General features: G+C 73.1%; 15 protein-coding genes. 8 read left to right on the top strand and 7 right to left on the bottom strand.

The window, feature by feature from the left end:
* The first annotated feature begins 265 nt into the window (after positions 1-265).
* A complete protein-coding gene (locus tag ABTY61_RS25755) occupies positions 266-2,080 on the top strand; it encodes an NHL domain-containing thioredoxin family protein (RefSeq protein ID WP_350507430.1) in 1,815 nt (604 codons plus the stop codon).
* A gap of 74 nt (positions 2,081-2,154) precedes the next feature.
* Here the strand turns inward: ABTY61_RS25755 and ABTY61_RS25750 are convergent, their stop codons facing one another.
* Both ABTY61_RS25750 and ABTY61_RS25745 read right to left on the bottom strand, forming a co-directional pair.
* On the bottom strand, positions 2,155-3,468 hold the full coding sequence (locus ABTY61_RS25750) for a M18 family aminopeptidase (RefSeq protein ID WP_350507429.1): 1,314 nt from the start codon (positions 3,466-3,468) through the stop codon (positions 2,155-2,157).
* A 456-nt stretch (positions 3,469-3,924) separates the two neighbouring features.
* Positions 3,925-5,754, bottom strand: a complete 1,830-nt coding sequence (locus ABTY61_RS25745) for an acyl-CoA dehydrogenase (RefSeq protein ID WP_350507428.1) — start codon at positions 5,752-5,754, stop codon at positions 3,925-3,927.
* 215 nt (positions 5,755-5,969) lie between these two features.
* On the opposite strand from ABTY61_RS25745, the gene ABTY61_RS25740 reads away from it, so the two are divergent.
* The 3 genes from ABTY61_RS25740 (at position 5,970) to ABTY61_RS25730 (ending at position 8,162) form a co-directional block, all read left to right on the top strand.
* On the top strand, positions 5,970-6,473 hold the full coding sequence (locus ABTY61_RS25740; protein WP_380408510.1) for an SseB family protein: 504 nt from the start codon (positions 5,970-5,972) through the stop codon (positions 6,471-6,473).
* Between the two features lie 170 nt (positions 6,474-6,643).
* Positions 6,644-7,603 (top strand): pirin family protein, encoded by a 960-nt coding sequence (locus ABTY61_RS25735; RefSeq protein ID WP_350507427.1) that lies wholly within the window; start codon positions 6,644-6,646, stop codon positions 7,601-7,603.
* A gap of 190 nt (positions 7,604-7,793) precedes the next feature.
* Entirely contained in the window at positions 7,794-8,162 is a 369-nt protein-coding gene (locus ABTY61_RS25730) for a hypothetical protein (RefSeq protein WP_350507426.1), read from the top strand.
* A 48-nt stretch (positions 8,163-8,210) separates the two neighbouring features.
* On the opposite strand, the gene ABTY61_RS25725 is transcribed toward ABTY61_RS25730, so the two are convergent.
* The 3 genes from ABTY61_RS25725 to ABTY61_RS25715 form a co-directional block, all read right to left on the bottom strand.
* A complete protein-coding gene (locus tag ABTY61_RS25725) occupies positions 8,211-9,032 on the bottom strand; it encodes a protein phosphatase 2C domain-containing protein (protein WP_350507425.1) in 822 nt (273 codons plus the stop codon).
* Positions 9,033-9,418: 386 nt separating this feature from the next.
* Positions 9,419-10,030 (bottom strand): TIGR03086 family metal-binding protein, encoded by a 612-nt coding sequence (locus ABTY61_RS25720; protein ID WP_350507424.1) that lies wholly within the window; start codon positions 10,028-10,030, stop codon positions 9,419-9,421.
* Entirely contained in the window at positions 10,027-10,893 is an 867-nt protein-coding gene (locus ABTY61_RS25715) for an alpha/beta hydrolase (RefSeq protein WP_350507423.1), read from the bottom strand. The genes ABTY61_RS25720 and ABTY61_RS25715 overlap by 4 nt, the downstream gene beginning before the upstream one ends.
* Positions 10,894-11,040: 147 nt before the next feature.
* Between ABTY61_RS25715 and ABTY61_RS25710 the strand changes: the two genes are divergently transcribed.
* Positions 11,041-11,682, top strand: coding sequence for a TetR/AcrR family transcriptional regulator (locus ABTY61_RS25710; RefSeq protein ID WP_350507422.1), 642 nt, complete (start codon positions 11,041-11,043; stop codon positions 11,680-11,682).
* Between the two features lie 16 nt (positions 11,683-11,698).
* On the opposite strand, the gene ABTY61_RS25705 is transcribed toward ABTY61_RS25710, so the two are convergent.
* Together ABTY61_RS25705 and ABTY61_RS25700 are read right to left on the bottom strand one after the other, a co-directional pair.
* Positions 11,699-13,012, bottom strand: a complete 1,314-nt coding sequence (locus ABTY61_RS25705) for an amidase (RefSeq protein WP_350507421.1) — start codon at positions 13,010-13,012, stop codon at positions 11,699-11,701.
* A 25-nt stretch (positions 13,013-13,037) separates the two neighbouring features.
* Entirely contained in the window at positions 13,038-13,268 is a 231-nt protein-coding gene (locus ABTY61_RS25700; RefSeq protein WP_350507420.1) for a hypothetical protein, read from the bottom strand.
* A gap of 246 nt (positions 13,269-13,514) precedes the next feature.
* Between ABTY61_RS25700 and ABTY61_RS25695 the strand changes: the two genes are divergently transcribed.
* From ABTY61_RS25695 to ABTY61_RS25685, 3 genes are all read left to right on the top strand, one after another.
* Entirely contained in the window at positions 13,515-14,477 is a 963-nt protein-coding gene (locus ABTY61_RS25695; protein WP_350507419.1) for an LAETG motif-containing sortase-dependent surface protein, read from the top strand.
* A gap of 99 nt (positions 14,478-14,576) precedes the next feature.
* A complete protein-coding gene (locus ABTY61_RS25690) occupies positions 14,577-15,293 on the top strand; it encodes a hypothetical protein (RefSeq protein ID WP_350507418.1) in 717 nt (238 codons plus the stop codon).
* Positions 15,294-15,997: 704 nt separating this feature from the next.
* Positions 15,998-16,513, top strand: coding sequence for a hypothetical protein (locus ABTY61_RS25685; RefSeq protein ID WP_350507417.1), 516 nt, complete (start codon positions 15,998-16,000; stop codon positions 16,511-16,513).
* Positions 16,514-16,520: the final 7 nt, after the last annotated feature.

The raw sequence follows: 16,520 nt of genomic DNA, 5'->3' as shown, positions 1-16,520 counted from the left end.
CGAGAGGGACGCGCTGCGGGAGGGGGCGGTGGAGGGGGTGGGTGCGGAGAGGGGCGTGACGGGTGATTTTCAGACCGCCAACGGCGAGCGCCCCCACCCAACAGAGTCGGCGGTCCGAAAATCATCCAGCCCCCGGAGCGCCCACCCCCGGAACCGCCCCCGGCGTCACCCACCCTCCCGAAAGCCCCCCACCCCACCCCAACCCCGCGCAGCGGAACCCCTCACCCCCGGAATGCCCCCACCCCTCATACGGTTGGATGAGGTCATGGCATCTCGTGCACGCGTACGCGCCCCCGAACTGGTCGGAGCAGGCGGCTGGCTGAACACCGGCGGCAAGGACCTCACCCTCGCCGACTTCCGGGGCAAGATCACCGTCCTGGACTTCTGGACCTTCTGCTGCATCAACTGTCTGCACGTCCTGGACGAGCTCCGCGAGCTGGAGGAGCAGCACCGCGACACCGTGGTGATCGTCGGGGTGCACTCACCCAAGTTCGTGCACGAGGCCGACCACCAGGCCGTCGTGGACGCCGTCGCCCGGTACGAGGTGCACCACCCGGTGCTGGACGACCCGGCGCTCGCGACCTGGAAGCAGTACGCCGTCCGCGCCTGGCCGACGCTCGTGGTGATCGACCCCGAGGGCTACGTGGTCGCCCAGCACGCCGGTGAGGGGCACGCCCACGCGATCGCCCGGCTGGTGGCGGAGCTGGAGGCGGAGCACGAGGCCAAGGGCACGCTGCGGCGCGGCGACGGCCCGTACGTGGCGCCCGAGCCGAGCACCGACGACCTCAAGTTCCCCGGCAAGGCGGTGCGGCTGCCGAACGGCCACTTCCTGGTCGCCGACTCCGGCCACCACTCGTTGGTCGAGCTGGCCGAGGACGGCGAGACGGTGGTGCGCCGGATCGGTGACGGGCAGCGCGGCCTGGTGGACGGCACCAGCCCGCGGTTCAGCGAGCCGCAGGGCCTGGCGCTGCTCCCCGAGGGCGGGGAGTTCGACGTGGTGGTCGCGGACACCGTGAACCACGCGCTGCGCGGCGTGCGCCTGGCCGATGGCAGCGTCACCACCCTGGCGGGCACCGGCCGCCAGTGGTGGCAGGGTTCGCCCACCGAGGGCCCGGCCCGGGAGGTGGACCTCTCCTCGCCGTGGGACGTCGCCTGGTTCGACGGCAGGGTGTGGATCGCGATGGCCGGCGTGCACCAGCTGTGGGCGTACGACCCGGCGGCCGGCACGGTCGGCGTGGCGGCCGGCACCACCAACGAGGGCCTGGTGGACGGCCCGGCCGCCGAGGCCTGGTTCGCCCAGCCGTCCGGCCTCGCGGTCTCCGCGGACGGCGGGAGGCTCTGGGTCGCCGACTCGGAGACCTCCGCGCTGCGTTTCGTTTCACGTGAAACGAAGACGGTCGAAACGGCCGTCGGGACCGGCCTGTTCGACTTCGGCCACCGGGACGGCGCTGCCGACCAGGCCCTGTTCCAGCACCCGCTGGGCGTGACGGTGCTGCCGGACGGCTCGGTGGCCGTCAGCGACACCTACAACCACGCCCTGCGCCGCTTCGACCCGGCCGGCGGCGAGGTCACCACCCTGGCCACCGACCTGCGCGAGCCCTCCGGGGCGGTGCTGGTGGACGGCGACATCGTGGTGGTCGAGTCGGCCCGGCACCGGCTGACCCGGCTGCGGCTGCCGGAGGAGGCCGTACGGGTGGAGTCGGTGGCGCACCGCACCCAGCGCGCGGCCACCGAGGTCGCGCCGGGCGCCCTGCGGTTGGACGTGGTCTTCGAGGCGCCGAGCGGCCAGAAGCTGGACGAGCGCTACGGCCCGTCCACCCGGCTGCTGGTCAGCTCGACCCCGCCCGAGCTGCTGGTCTCCGGCGCGGGCGCGGACTCCGCCCTCTCCCGCGAGCTGGTGCTCTCGGACGAGGTGGCCGAGGGCGTGTTGCACGTCTCGGCGATGGCCGCCTCCTGCGACGACGACCCGGAGATCGAGTACCCGGCCTGCCACGTGCACCAGCAGGACTGGGGCGTGCCGGTGAAGCTGGTCACCGACGGCGCCCGCCGCCTCCCCCTGGTCCTCGCGGGCATGGAGTAACGAGGCACGGAGCAGCAAGGCAGATACCCAGGGGCCCGCCGGAAGACCGGCGGGCCCCTGGGCGTCCACCGTCCTCACCCCTCCAGGAAGGCCTTGATCGCGCTCGCCAGCAGGTACGGGTCCTCGGCCCCGCACAGCTCGCGCGCCGAGTGCATGGACAGCGCCGCGATGCCGCAGTCCACCGTCTTGATGCCCAGTCGCGCCGCCGTGATCGGGCCGATCGTCGTCCCGCAGGGCATCGCGTTGTTGGACACGAAGCTCTGCCACGGCACGCCGGCCTTCTCGCAGGCGGCCGCGAACACCGCCCGGCCGACGCCGTCGGTCGCGTAGCGGTTGTTGACGTTGACCTTGAGGATCGGCCCGTTGTTCGGCAGCGGGTGGTGGCCCGGCTCGTGCCGCTCGGAGTAGTTCGGGTGGACGGCGTGGCCCATGTCCGAGGACAGGCAGACGGTGCCGGCCAGCGCCCGGGCGCGGTCCTCCGGGTTGCCGCCGCGGGCGTGGATCGTCCGGTCGAGCACGTTGCCGAGCAGCGGGCTCTGCGCGCCGGTGTCCGACTCGCTGCCGGTCTCCTCGTGGTCGAAGGCGGCCAGCACCGGGATGTACGGCAGCGCCGCCTCGCCCCCGGCGGCGGCCACGGCCACGGCGGCCAGCGCGGCGGTGGCCGCGTGCACCGAGAGCTGGTTGTCCAGGCGCGGGCCGGCCAGCAGCTCGCGGTCGCGGCCCAGGTAGGAGGCGGGCTGGACGTCGTGGGTCATGAGGTCCCAGCCGGCCACGTCCTCGGCGGCCAGCCCGGCCCGCTCGGCGACGTACGAGATCAGCGAGCCCTCGTCGACCGGGCCGAGGCCCCAGATCGGGGTGAGGTGGCGCTGCCGGTCGAGCTTCATGCCGTCGTTGACCTGGCGGTCCAGGTGGATGGCGAGCTGGGGCACGCGCAGCAGCGGCTCGTCCAACTGGACGAGCCGCGCACTGCCGTCCTTCAGCGCGAGTCTGCCGGACAGGCCGAGGTCACGGTCGAGCCAGGTGTTCAGCGGCACTCCGCCGTAGATCTCCACCGCGACCTGCCGCCACCCGGCGGAGCCGGTGTCGGGGACCGGCTTCACCCGCAGGTTGGGCGAGTCGGTGTGGGTGCCGACGATGCGGAACGGCGTCTCCGGACCGGCCCCCTCCGGCAGGTACCAGGCGATCAGCGCACCGCCGCGGATCAGGTAGCGCCCACCGGCCGCCGCGTCCCAGGCGTCCGTCTCCGCGACCTGACGGAACCCCGCCTTCTCCAGGCGCTCGGCGGCGCTCGCTACCGCGTGGTACGGGGACGGCGAGGTGCCGAGGAAGGCGATCAGATCGTCGGTGTGCGTCCGGTCGAAGAATGCCCGGCGGGCGGCGGTCGACATGCTGCTCCAGGGTCGAGGGAGGGCCGAAGCCGGATGGGGGGTCGGCTTCGCACCTTGAGCATATGCCCGTACACGGACATGGCATTCGATACCCGGCAACGGTTGCGGAACACCCCCACGATCCCGAATCCGCCTCCCACCGGCCCTTCTTCACGCCCTGGTCCCTCCCGGTCGCACATCGTCAGCAGGCGGCCGAACGAGGCCGCGCCGGATCGGCTGCCACGAACGGAGATGCCGGGAACCCCAACCCGCGCCCGACTGCCGGGTGATAACACTCGTCCCCGTGAAGTCCTCGGGGAGAGTGGTCAGTTGACCACCACCGGCACCATCGACGAGACCGTTGAACAGCCGCCACCCCCGCCGTCGTCCCCGAGCAAAACACCGAAGGACCCGGTGGCAGCCGGGCCCTTCGGTGTGAGGGTGTGTCGTCAGGCGGTCAGAAGAGCGCGCAGGGCCTTAGAAGGCCTCCTCCGCCAGCTCCATGATCTCGTTGTCGATGCCCTCGGCGATCGCCCGCTGCGGGGCGATGGTCGGGAGGACGTTCTTGGCGAAGAAGCGGGCGGCCGCGACCTTGCCCTGGTAGAACGGCACGTCCTTCTCGGAGGCGCCGGCCTCCAGCTTGGCCAGGGCCACCGCGGCCTGGCGCAGCAGCAGCCAGCCGACCACGACGTCGCCGGAGACCATCAGCAGGCGGGTGGTGTTGAGGCCCACCTTGTACATGTTCTTGACGTCCTGCTCGACCGAGGTCAGGTCGGCGATGAGCTTGCCGACGATGGCCTCCAGGTCGCCGGCGGCCTTGGCGAGCAGCTCGCGCTCGGCGGCCAGGGCGTCGCCGCCCTCGGCGGAGCCGAGGAACTTCTGGATCTGCTCGTTGAGGGCGGTGAGCGCCTGGCCACCGTCCTTGACGATCTTGCGGAAGAAGAAGTCCTGGCCCTGGATGGCGGTGGTGCCCTCGTACAGGGTGTCGATCTTGGCGTCGCGGATGTACTGCTCGATCGGGTACTCCTGCAGGTAGCCGGAGCCACCGAAGGTCTGCAGGGACTGGGCGAGCTGCTCGTAGGACTTCTCCGAGCCGTAGCCCTTGACGATCGGGAGCAGGAAGTCGTTGAGGCGCTCGGCGGCCTCGTCCTTCTCGCCGCGCAGCTTGGCGGCCAGCATGTCGTCCTGGACGGACGCGGTGAACAGGACCAGCGCGCGCATGCCCTCGGCGTAGGCCTTCTGGGTCAGCAGCGAGCGGCGCACGTCCGGGTGGTGGGTGATGGTGACGCGCGGGGCGGTCTTGTCCAGGAACTGGGAGATGTCGGCACCCTGCACGCGCTCCTTGGCGTACTCCAGGGCGTTCAGGTAGCCGGTGGAGAGGGTGGCGATGGCCTTCGTGCCGACCATCATCCGGGCGAACTCGATGATCTTGAACATCTGGCGGATGCCGTCGACCTTCTCGCCCAGCAGCCAGCCCTTGGCCGGGTGCTTGGCACCGAAGGTCATCTCGCAGGTGTTCGAGGCCTTGAGGCCCATCTTGTGCTCGACGTTGGTGGCGTAGACGCCGTTGCGCTCGCCGAGCTCGCCGGTCTCCCAGTCGAAGTCGAACTTGGGGACGATGAACAGACCGAGGCCCTTGGTGCCCGGCTTACCGCCCTCGGGGCGGGCCAGCACCATGTGGATGATGTTCTCGGACATGTCGTGCTCGCCCGAGGTGATGAAGCGCTTGACGCCCTCGATGTGCCAGGAGCCGTCCTCCTGCTGGATCGCCTTGGTGCGGCCGGCGCCCACGTCGGAGCCCGCGTCGGGCTCGGTGAGGACCATGGTGGAGCCCCACAGGCGGTCGGTCATCCGCTTGGCGACCTCGAGCTGCTCCTCGGTGCCCTCCTCGGCGATGACGCCGGCGAAGGCCGGGCCGGAGGAGTACATCCAGATGGCGGGGTTGGAGCCCAGGATCTGCTCGGCGAAGGCCCAGATCAGCGAGTTCGGGGTGACCTGGCCGCCGATGGACTCCGGGATGCCCAGGCGCCACCACTCGGCGTCCATGAAGGTCTGGTAGCTCTTCTTGAACGTGGCCGGGATCGGGGCGGTGTTGGTCTCCGGGTCGAAGACCGGCGGGTTGCGGTCGGTGTCGGTGAAGGACGCGGCGAGGTCGTTCTCGGCGAGGCGGGCGATCTCGCTGAGGATGTTCTTCGCGGTCTCGACGTCCATGTCCGCGAACGGCCCGGTGCCGTACACCTGGTCGCGACCGAACACCTCGAAGAGGTTGAACTCCACGTCCCGCAGGTTGGACTTGTAGTGACCCATGGCCGTTTTCTCCGGTTCGTCGCTTCCGGGAGACCGCCTCGTTTCGGGCGTCCCGTACCCACCAGTAGGCATCATGATGCTACCCAGCGGTAACTTGGGCAAGCCCCCGGCGGTGAATCCGGTATGAACGTGGTCACGTCCCACAAGCCGGGACGACCACTCCTTGTCAGGATCGACGCCAGCGCGCGCGGGTGCGCTCCCGCTAGCCTGTCCGTGTGTACGGATATGACCAGAACGCATACCCGGGTGACCCCTACCAGCAGCAGGCGGGTCCGCAGCCGGGCATGAACGGCATGCCCGGACCGGACGCGTACGGCGCGCAGGGGCAGGCGCCCCAGCAGTCGCTGTACCCGGAGCCCTCCCCGCCGTCCCTCGCGGACGCGGTGCGGGCCTTCACCACGGGCTCGATGGCGGTCGAGGACTTCCAGGCCATCTTCATCACCTCGAAGGTGCACTGCCCGCGCGGCGAGCGCCCCGGCTTCCTGGCACTGCACAACACCCCGACACCGGTGATCCCGATGTTCAGCTCGCTCAAGGAGCTGCGCCGCTACGCCGGCAAGGACTCCAAGCACTTCACCGTCACCGGCGCCGAGGTACTGGACCTGCTGCCGACCGGCTACGGCTTCGCCCTGGACATGGAGGGCGAGCACCGGATGGTGTTCGACGCCAAGGCCGTCGAGCAGATGGTCGACTTCACCATGCGCCGCATGTACGGCTGACGTCCGCCCCGCGGCCGTCAGCCACCGCCTCGCAGACGGACAGCCCACCCCGGGAAAGGAGCTCCGCGCTCCTCCGTCACCACATAGTTCAACTTTCAACTTGCTTGTTGTTGAGGATTGAACTATTCTCGTGGACGTAGGCCAGAGAACCCCCCTCGAAGGAGGCCGACATGCCCGCCGTGACCGTCGACAACCCGCTGATCCTCCCGCGCGTCACGACGCCGGACCAGGCCGTCGCGAACGCGCGGCCGGTGCTGACCGTCGCCACCGCCCCCGAGGGCTACGAGGGCGAGGGCTTCCCCGTCCGCCGCGCCTTCGCCAAGATCAACACCAAGTACCTCGACCCGTTCATCATGATGGACCAGATGGGTGAGGTGGACTACGCGGCCGGCGAGCCGAAGGGGACCCCCTGGCACCCGCACCGCGGCTTCGAGACCGTCACCTACATCATCGACGGAACGTTCATCCACCAGGACTCGCACGGCGGCGGCGGCGTCATCACCGACGGCGACACCCAGTGGATGACGGCCGGCTCCGGCCTGCTGCACATCGAGACCCCGCCGGAGTCGCTGGTGATGTCCGGCGGCCTGTTCCACGGCCTCCAGCTGTGGGTCAACCTGCCCGCCTCGGACAAGATGATCGCCCCCAAGTACCAGGACATCCGCGGTGGCAGCGTCAAGCTGCTCGGCTCCGAGGACGGCGGCGCGCTGCTGCGGGTGATCGCCGGCGAGATCGACGGCCACCAGGGCCCCGGCGCCACCCACACCCCGATCACCATGATCCACGCCTCGATCAACCCCGGCGCCCAGGTCACCCTGCCCTGGCGCTCCGACTTCAACGCCCTCGCCTACGGCCTGGCCGGCACCGGCTCGGCCGGCCAGGAGCGCCGCCCGTTCGGGATGGGCCAGGCGGTCGTCTTCGGCGACGGCGACTCGATCACCATCCGCGCCGACGAGAACCAGGACTCGCGCAGCGCCAACTTCGAGGTCGTCCTCCTCGGCGGCCTGCCGATCCGCGAACCCGTCGCCTGGTACGGCCCGTTCGTGATGAACAGCCACCGCGAACTCCAGCAGGCCATGGAGGACTTCCAGGCCGGCCGGCTCGGCACCATCCCCACCGACGCCCACTGACGTCGGCACGCCCGAAGGGCCCGGACCGCACGGTCCGGGCCCTTCGACATGTTCGCACCGGAAGCCTCCGGAGTCTCATCCTCCCCTTGTCGCACGGGTGTTGACACCCGCTCCGGGCTGATCGCAATAATGTCGATTGGTCTGAACCACTGGCCAAATTGGTCGAGACCACAACGGGAGGAACCTCACCATGCGCCGTGCCGTCCGGCGGCTCGCCGTACTCGCCGCAGCCCCGCTGCTCGCCCTGACCGCCGCCACCGCGGCCCAGGCCCAGCCGGCGATCAACACCAGCTCGTACACCGTCTACGACGGGACCGGCACCTGCTCGATCTACGTGCACTTCTACTACAACGCGCACTGGTACGTGGAGTACGACCTGACCAACTGGAGCAACGGCACGGTGGGTTGCGAGGCCGGCGCGTACACCAGCGACCAGGGCTGGGTCGGCCAGATCACCGGCGGCGGGTACTCCACCAGCGACGACCCCACCCGCTACGTGCGGCCGTGGGTCCAGAAGGTCGGCGACTCCTCCAGCTTCGCCTGGGGCTACAACCGCTGACCCGGCACGCCCCGGGCCGCACCTCCGCCCGGCCGGCGCCTCCGCCGTCTACAGCAGCGCGTAGACGGCGGAGGCGTCGTCGTGGGTCTTGCCGCGCGGCCAGCGCTCGCAGCCCGCGTCCGCCCGCTCCACCGCGCGGACCTGGGCGATCAGCTCGCCCGGGCCCGACTCCGCGAGCAGCCGCAGCACATCGCCCCAACTGCCCAGTCCGAAGCGCTCGGTGTAGCGCGAGGCGCCGTCGGTGAGGGCGGCCAGCGCGTGCAGCCGGTCCAGCCGGACGAAGCCGGTCTCGGCGTGCTCGGCGGCCCGCGGGCTGGCCGCGGCGATCCACGGCCCGGTGCCCCGGTTGCGGGCGGCACGCACCGCCAGCGCGTACTCCAGGTGCAGCGCGGCCCGCTCGGCGCTGCCCGGGACGGTCGCCCAGACCTGGCGGCGCAGCCCCTCCCCGCCGGGGAAGCGCTGGTTGTCGCCGATCACCTTGGGCGGGCCGTCCTTGAACTCCAGCACCAGCAGCGAGTCGCCGAGCACCAGGTACTCCAGCGACTCGCCGTGCCGCCGGGCCGCGACCACCATCGCCGCAGGCGTGTTGGCGTGGCCGAGGTCGCAGCGGCCGCCGTGCAGCGCGGCCGTCTCCACGATGGCGTCGGCCAGGCACTCGGCGATCGAGCGGTCCGCCCGGTCGGTGAGCCGGGCCAGCAGGTGCACCCCCAACCGGCGGACGTACCAGGCGGTTCCGTGCCGGCATCCGGACTCCAGGCCGGCCGGCGAGCCGGCGCCGTCCAGCAGGACGAGCGCCTCCGGCGAGGCCGCCGCGAAGTCCTCGCTCTCGCGGTCGGGCCGGCGTGCTTCCCCTGCGAGCTGTAGCTGCATCCCGACAGTGTGGCCGCCGCCCCCGGCCCGCGCCCAGACCCCTGCGCCGGTGTGGCGCGGGCGGGCGCCCGGTGTCCGGTGGCAGCGGGGGCGATTCGGCCATACCGTCGGATAACGACCGGACAATTCGGCCAATCAGGGCCGGTCAGGTTTGGCACCACCTTCGGGTGCCCGGGCGGCCCGGGACTGACGGGGCACGCGACCGACGAGGCCCGGACTGACGAGGAGCGGAAGATGTTCTGGCAGTTCATCGTGTTGCTCGCCGCCGCGCTCGGCTTTCCGACCGCCGCACTGTTCTTCCTGATCGGCGGACCGCGCTTCCCGGACGAGCGGCGCGGCCCCGACGCGTAGGACCCCCTACCGGACCTGCCAGGCCGGATCGCGCCTTACCGGACCTGCCAGGCCGGATCGCGCCCGAGCAGCGCCAGGGCCCGCTCGAACCGGCCCGCTCCGGCGCCGGGCACCAGCCCCGGGCGGAAGGCCCGGCCCGGACCGCGGACCTCCGGCGTGTCCGGGACGGCCCCGGTCACCGCCAGCAGGGTGCCCGCCAGGGCGTCGTCGCCGTCCACCGCCGCGACCAGCCGCCCGGCGTCGCCGAGCGCCGCGGCGACGTCCCAGCCGTGCACCAGGGTGTCCAGCAGGTGGAAGCCGACCCCCTGGACGAACGGGAACGGCTCGTCGGCCCGGACCTCGGGCAGCCAGAGCGCCCGCCCGGCGGCGGCCGCCTCCCGGAAGGCGGCGGTGAGGTCGGCGCCGGTGCGGCGGAAGTCCTCCCCCGGGTCGGCGCCGAGCGGGGCGTCCGCGAACAGCGACAGGTCCGGCCCGGCGCCGCGGGCGGCCGCGGCGAAGCCGAGGTGCTGGCCGACGCAGTGCGCCAGCAGCCGGCGCAGCGTCCACCCGGTGCACGGGGTGGGCCGGTCCAGCTGCTCCGGCCGGACGGTGTCCACCACCTCCACGGCCAAGTCCATGGCCCGGGCGTGCAGTTCGACGAGCTTCATGCGGCGGTGACCTCCAGTCCCGCGGAGATGAATCCGATCACCTGGTCGACCACGGCCGGCTCCGCGACGATCCGGCGGTGCCCGAGCCCCCGGGTGACCACCAGGTCGAGCCGCTCCCCGTACGCCCGCTTCAGGCGCTGCGCCTGGCCGAGCGGCACCACGTCGTCGTCCTGGTCGTGCACCACCAGGACCGGCAGCCCGACCGCCGCCGCCCGGCGCGCGGCGTCGTAGCGCTCCCAGACGCCGGCGTCCCCGGCGAACAGGTCCCGCTCGATCCGGCGGCGCAACTCCCGTTCGACGGTGGCGTCCAGGCCCAGCCCGGCGCAGAAGGCGGCCGGGAAGAAGCCCGCCTCGGACACCCCGGACACGGCCGCCAGCCGGCCCGCCCGCAGGCCGTCGCCGAGCGCCCCGAAGGCCGCGCAGACGCCCAGCGAGTGCGCCACCACGGCCTCGAACGGCCCGTACCGGTCCTGGAGTCGACGCGCCAGTTCGCGGTACTCCAGCACACTGGTGGCGCGTCCGCCGGAGTCGCCGTGGCCCGGCGCGTCGAAGGCCAGGGCGCTGAGGCCGAGGGCGCGCAGCCGGGGGACGAAGGGCGCGAAGCGGGAGGCCCGGGAGCGCCAGCCGTGCAGCAGCAGGACGGGCCGCTCGCCGCTGCCCCAGCGGTAGCCGACCACCGGCTTGCCGTTGACGGCCAGCGGTTCGCGGACGGCCCCACGGTGGACCTCCTGCTCGGCGGGCCGGACCCGGCTGCGCCGCAGCGGGCGCTGGAAGAGTTCGAAGGCCGCCCGGCCGGCCGGGCCGGGGGCGATCCGGGCGATGGGGTTGAGGGCGGTGCGGATCAGTGCCTGGGCCGGGTCCATCGGGTCTCCCCTGTTCGCTGTGCTCCCTGGGCCTTGCTCCTTGCTCGGGGCGAGATATTAGCACGACCGTTCGTGCAGTTTTTTGGACCGGCGGACGGCCCACTACCCTGGGCGACACCCCACGGCGACGAGGAACGAGGACCCACCATGGCCGCACCGACCACGGACGGACGGGTCCTGCGCGGCGAGGAGACCCGCCGGGCCGTCCTGCACCGCGCCGTCGGGATCGCCTCCGTCGAAGGCCTGGACGCCCTCTCCATCGGCCGCCTCGCCACCGACCTCGGACTCAGCAAGAGCGGCGTCTTCGCGGGCTTCGGCTCCAAGGAGGAGCTGCAGCTCGCCACCGTCCGCGCCGCCCGCCGGATCTTCGCCGACGCCGTCGTCACCCCCGTCACCGACACCCCGCCCGGCCTCGCCCGGGCCAGGGCGCTCTGCGAGAGCTGGCTCGCCTACTCCCGGGCCCGGGTCTTCCCCGGCGGCTGCTTCTTCTACGAGGTCACCGCCGAGTTCGACGCCCGCCCCGGCGCCGTCCGGGACGCCCTGGCCGGCTGCGCCCGGGAGTGGCACGACACCGTCGTCGAAGCCCTCGCCCAGGCCCGCACCGCCGGCACCCTGCGCCCCGGCACCGACCTCGACGACCTCGCCTTCGCGCTGATCGCCGTCCTGGAGGCGGCCAACTCGCAGGCCGTGCTGCACGAGGACGACGTCCCGTACCAGCGGGCCGACCGCCTCCTGCGCCACCTGCTCCGCGCCGCGGCCACCGACCCGGCCGACCCGGCGCTCGCCTGACGGCCGGGGCCTGCCGCTATCCCGCCACCCTTTCCAGCACGGCCGCCTGGGCCAGCAGCCGCTCGTCCCCGCCCGCCGCGCCGACCACCTGGAGACCGAGCGGCAGCCCGTCCGCGGTCCGCCCGGCCGGCAGGCTCAGCGCGGGCAGGCCGAGGAAGCTCCACGGCAGCGACATCCCCCCGGGCCCCGTGTCGTGCAGCCCCTCCGGCGCCCCGCCCGGCGCCGACGGCGCCAGCCACAGGTCCACCCCGGCCGCGGCGGCCGCCCCGGCCACCCGCTCGCGCAGCCCCTCCCGGAACCGCAGCCCGGCCTCCCGGTCCTCCGCCGCGACCCCCTGGCCGACCCGGATGCTCGCCGCCGTCTCCGGCCGGTACAGGCCGCCGAACCGGGCGAACCAGTCGGCGTGACTGCGGGCCAGCTCGAACCGGTTGACGAACTGCGACTGCCGGGCCACTTCGGCGAAGTCGGGGAACAGCGGCACCCTGCGCACCGCCACCCCGGCCCGCACCAGCCGCGCCACCCGCTCCTCGAAGACCCGCAGCGCGGCCGGCTCGACCTGCTCCAGGTACGGCCCGTCCGGCACCCCGCACACCGGCGCCGCCACCGCCTCCCCGCCCGCCGCGGCGGGCCGCCAGTCGTCGCACAGCAGCGGGGCCACCAGCGCCGCGCCCGCCAGATCGGCGGTGAACACACCCAGGGTGTCGAGGCTCGGCGCGTTCGGGATCACGCCCGCGATCGGGATCCGCCCGTACGTCGGCCGGAACCCCACCACCCCGCAGTACGCGGCCGGCCGGATCACCGAACCCACCGTCTGGGTACCGATCGCCAGGGGCACCAGCCCGGCCGCCACCGCCGCCGCCGAGCCGCTGCTCGACCCGCCCGGGGTGTGTCCGGGACGGTGCGGATTGCGGGTCGGCCCCGGGGCGGTCGCGGCGAACTCGGCGGTCACCGTCTTGCCCGCGACCATCGCCCCAGCCGCCAGCAACCGGTCCACCACCACGGCCTGCGGCCCGGCCAGCACACCCGGCGGCAGGGTCGAACCCCCGTGCGTGGGCAGCCCGTCCACGTGCACGATGTCCTTCACCCCCACCGCCACCCCGTACAGCGGCGGCCGCCCGGACGGCTCCGGGTATCGCGCGGCCAACTCCCTTGCCCGCGCCCGCAGTCGGTCGTGCCGCCCGGGCTCCGCCACGAAGGCGCGGAGCAGCGGGTCCACCCGCTCGACCAGCCCGCAGAACCGGTCGACGTACTCGGACAGACCGGGCACCCCGGAGCGCAACCCCGCGGCCTCGACGGTCAGCGACCGGGGCCGGACCAGCGATTCCTCCATACCGAGCACCGTAGCGCCCGGCCGCTCACTGGTGCTCGGCCGACAGGTACGGCGCCTCGCGCAGGAAGTACGCCCCGCAGGTGTGGCAGCACAGCTCCGGGGTCCGCCCCCAGTCCACCGCCTCCCGCACCGGCGCCCCCGGATCGAGCTCCCGGCCGCACATCGCCACGCTCTGCGCACCCCGGACGATGTGCCACAGCCGCACCCCACCGGCCTCCCCCTCGGGGCCGAACTCGGCTCGCATCTGGTGCATCATGCCCCCATCGTCGGACCACCCCCGGCCCCCGGCAACCGGGGCCCCGGCACCCCCGCCACCACCGCGCCCTTTCGCCCGTACACCAACGGCCCAGGGCCCCCGGGCGCCGCGCGCACGGCGCCACCCCCGTCGGGATCCGGCCACCGCGGCTCGATAGTCTGCGCGATCGCGACCCGCCCGGCGCCCCGCGCCCGGGCCCGTCGCCCACCACGGCCTTCCCGCACTCCACAGTTGGAGCACCTGATCGTGCGCTCTTCCCGCCTTCTGGCCTCCGCGGCCCTGGTCGCCCTCACCTTCGGCGCGACGGTCGGCGCCGCCACCGCCGGCGCCGTCGGGATCCCGGCGACGCCCGCTGCCACCACGGCCCCGAGCACCCCCGCCGCCCCCGCCGCCCCCACCACCGCACCGGCCCACGTGCCGACCCCGCCGATGCCCTCGCCCGGCGGCCCCTGCCCGGGCGGGTACCACCTGGAGAACCTCAAGACCACCGGCAGCGGCCTGTCCGGCGTCACCCTGACCAAGGGCGGCACCGCGCAGGAGGCGACGGTGACCTTCGAGAACGACACCCCCGTCGACTTCACGAAGCTCAGCACCCACTTCTTCGTCAACAACATCGGCGAGGAGGGCGCGCCCGACCAGCCCGTCTGGGGCAAGGACGCCTTCACGGTCCAGGTGAAGGCCCCCGGCGCCGACTGGAAGCCGGTCTCCCCGGACGCCATCGAGAACAACATGAGCTACATCCGTGCCGACCTCGGCACGTACAAGCTCGCCAAGGGCGAGAAGCTCACCCTCCAGGTGCGCCTGGCCGCCACCGGCAAGGCCGTCAGCACCGAGTACGCCGCCCGGCTCGACGGCGCGTCCGAGGCCTTCCTCAGCAAGGACGTCCCGGGCACCCGGCAGGGCCCCGAGGGCAGTTGCAGCGGGTTCGGCGGCAACTACCACCTCGCCACGCCGTTCAAGGTCGTCGACGGCACCCCGGCCCCCACCGGTACGCCCACGGCCCCGGCCCCGGCCGGCACCGGTCCGGCCACGTCCACGGCCGCCGCCCCCGCGCCCGGCGCCACCACGGCCGCCGCCGGCCCCGAACTGGCCCACACCGGTGCCGACTCCAGCACCCTGCCGATCGCCCTCGGCGGCGCCGCCGTGCTGGCCGCCGGCGCCGGTACCGTGTTCGTCCTGCGCCGCCGCAAGGCGGGCGCGCACGGCTGATCCGCCGCGAAGTGAACCGAGGGGCGCGGACAACCGTTCGGGCCCCTCGGTGGTCTTCCCCCGGAGAGCGCAACCCGACCCCACCGCTGGAGCCCACCGATGCGTCCCGCCCGCCTTTCCGCCGCCTGCACCGTGCTCGTGCTCACCGCCGGTCCGGTCGCCCTCGCCACGGCCCCCGCGTTCGCCGACGACACCCCGGCCCCCACCGCCACCACCCCCGCCACCCCCGCCGCGACGCCGACCGACACCGACTGCCCGGAAGGCGTCACCACCGACCCGATACCGGCCACCGGCGGCAACGGCACCCCGGGCGAACTCTCCGTCACCTTCACCAACACCAGCACCACCACGGTCAAGCAGCTCGCCACCACCCTCGCCCTCGCCGACGGCGGCGGCAGCCTCCCCCTCGAACTGCGCGCGGGCGCCGGCGCCTGGAAGCCCCTCACCGTCACCGGCTCCCCGGTCAACACCGGCGGCTACCAGGTCCCCCAGGGCCAGCGGCTCACCCTCCAGGTCCGGCCCGCCGCCGGCACCCCGCACGGCGACCACCGCCTCACCTTCACCGCCAAGTCCGAGGTCCTCCCGAGCGGCTCCGCCCCGGCGAAGAAGTACACCTGCCCCCAGCTCACCGCCACCTACACCGGCACCCTCACCCCCACCGACCACACCCCGGCCCCCACCGCCACCACCCCCACCCACCTCGCCGACACCGGCGCCGGCACCGCCACCCGCCCCCTCGCCGTCGCCGGCACCACCGCCCTCGTCCTCGGCACCACCCTCCTCGCCCTCACCCGCCGCCGCCCCACCACCGACTGACCCCGCCGCCGCCCCACCACCGACTGACCCCGCCGAGGACCGCACCCGCCGACCAGCCCCGCCCCCGGCGACCACCTCACCGGAGCGACCCACGCCCGGCGCCGGCCCCGGTACGGAGCCCGCACGCACTGCCCTGCCGATCGTCGCCGGATCCGCGCCCGGCACCCAGCCGACGCGCCCGCCCCTCGCGCTACGAGGCCGCCCGCAGCAGCGCGCCGTCCTGCCACTTGAGGATCTTTTGACCCCCGCAAGCCCCTGACCTGCGGGTTCAACCGGAAAAGTGCCGCTGACCAGGCGAAACTACCTTCAGTAGTTCGCACTGGTCAGCGGCACTTTGGGCCCTCATGTGCCCCAGGTGTGCCCTGCCGGGCACTCCGGCGGCACGCCGACTCAGCTGCTCTGCCCTCGATGAGCACACACAGCCCAGAACGCACCAACATCACTGTCTGACAACAAGTCAGCGCAACCGGATGTTCGGTCGCCGTCTGCTGCCAGACTCCATCCAGCCCATCGGACGAGCAGCTAAGGCACCACTCGTGGCTAACCCCGAACCGCCCGGCCCCGGCTGGGGCCAGCCGCAGAACCCCACACCAGGACCGGCGCAGCCCGGTGCCACGTCGCCGGGCTGGCAGTCGCCCCCTCCTCGGCAACGCAGGTTCAAGCCGTGGCAGATGGCTGGCATGGGATGCGGTGGTCTATTCGCCTTGCTCATGGTCATCGGGATCATCGGCTCGATCGTCGATCCCCTCCCGAAAAACACGGCGGCCGGCGCACCAGCCGCGCAACCAAAGCCAGCGGCACCAGCCACGAGCGTCGCGGCGACGGTGCCGACCCCGAGTCCCGACCCGGCACCGAACACCGCACGGCCGCCCGCACCAGCCGCGCCCAGCTCGGCGGCGAAGGCGCAGCCGACAGCCCCGCAGGCGCCCCCTGCACCTGCGAGCCCGACAACCCCGGCCACGACCGATTGTGGGCCCAATCGCGACATCATCGTCCGGTACATCACCCCTGGGCTTCCCCCAAGCTCGTCACTCCTCGGTGAGTACGCGATCGCAACCTGCGAACCGACGTTCCAGAGCCTTGAGAAGACATCCCCGAAGGAAGCCGGCTTCTGCACGCAGGCAGCCTGGGCGAGCGACAATCCGGGCTACGAGGCCGACGTCACGCCGGCCCCGCCGCTGAAGAAGATCCAGGTGGCGTACGGACCGGCCTGCCGATAATCAGGTG

The sequence above is a fragment of the Kitasatospora sp. NPDC096128 genome, from assembly GCF_040303105.1.
Classification (GTDB): Bacteria; Actinomycetota; Actinomycetes; order Streptomycetales; family Streptomycetaceae; genus Kitasatospora.
The sequence above is the reverse complement of the archived record's forward strand: the minus strand, read 5'-3'. Positions and strand labels throughout refer to the sequence as shown.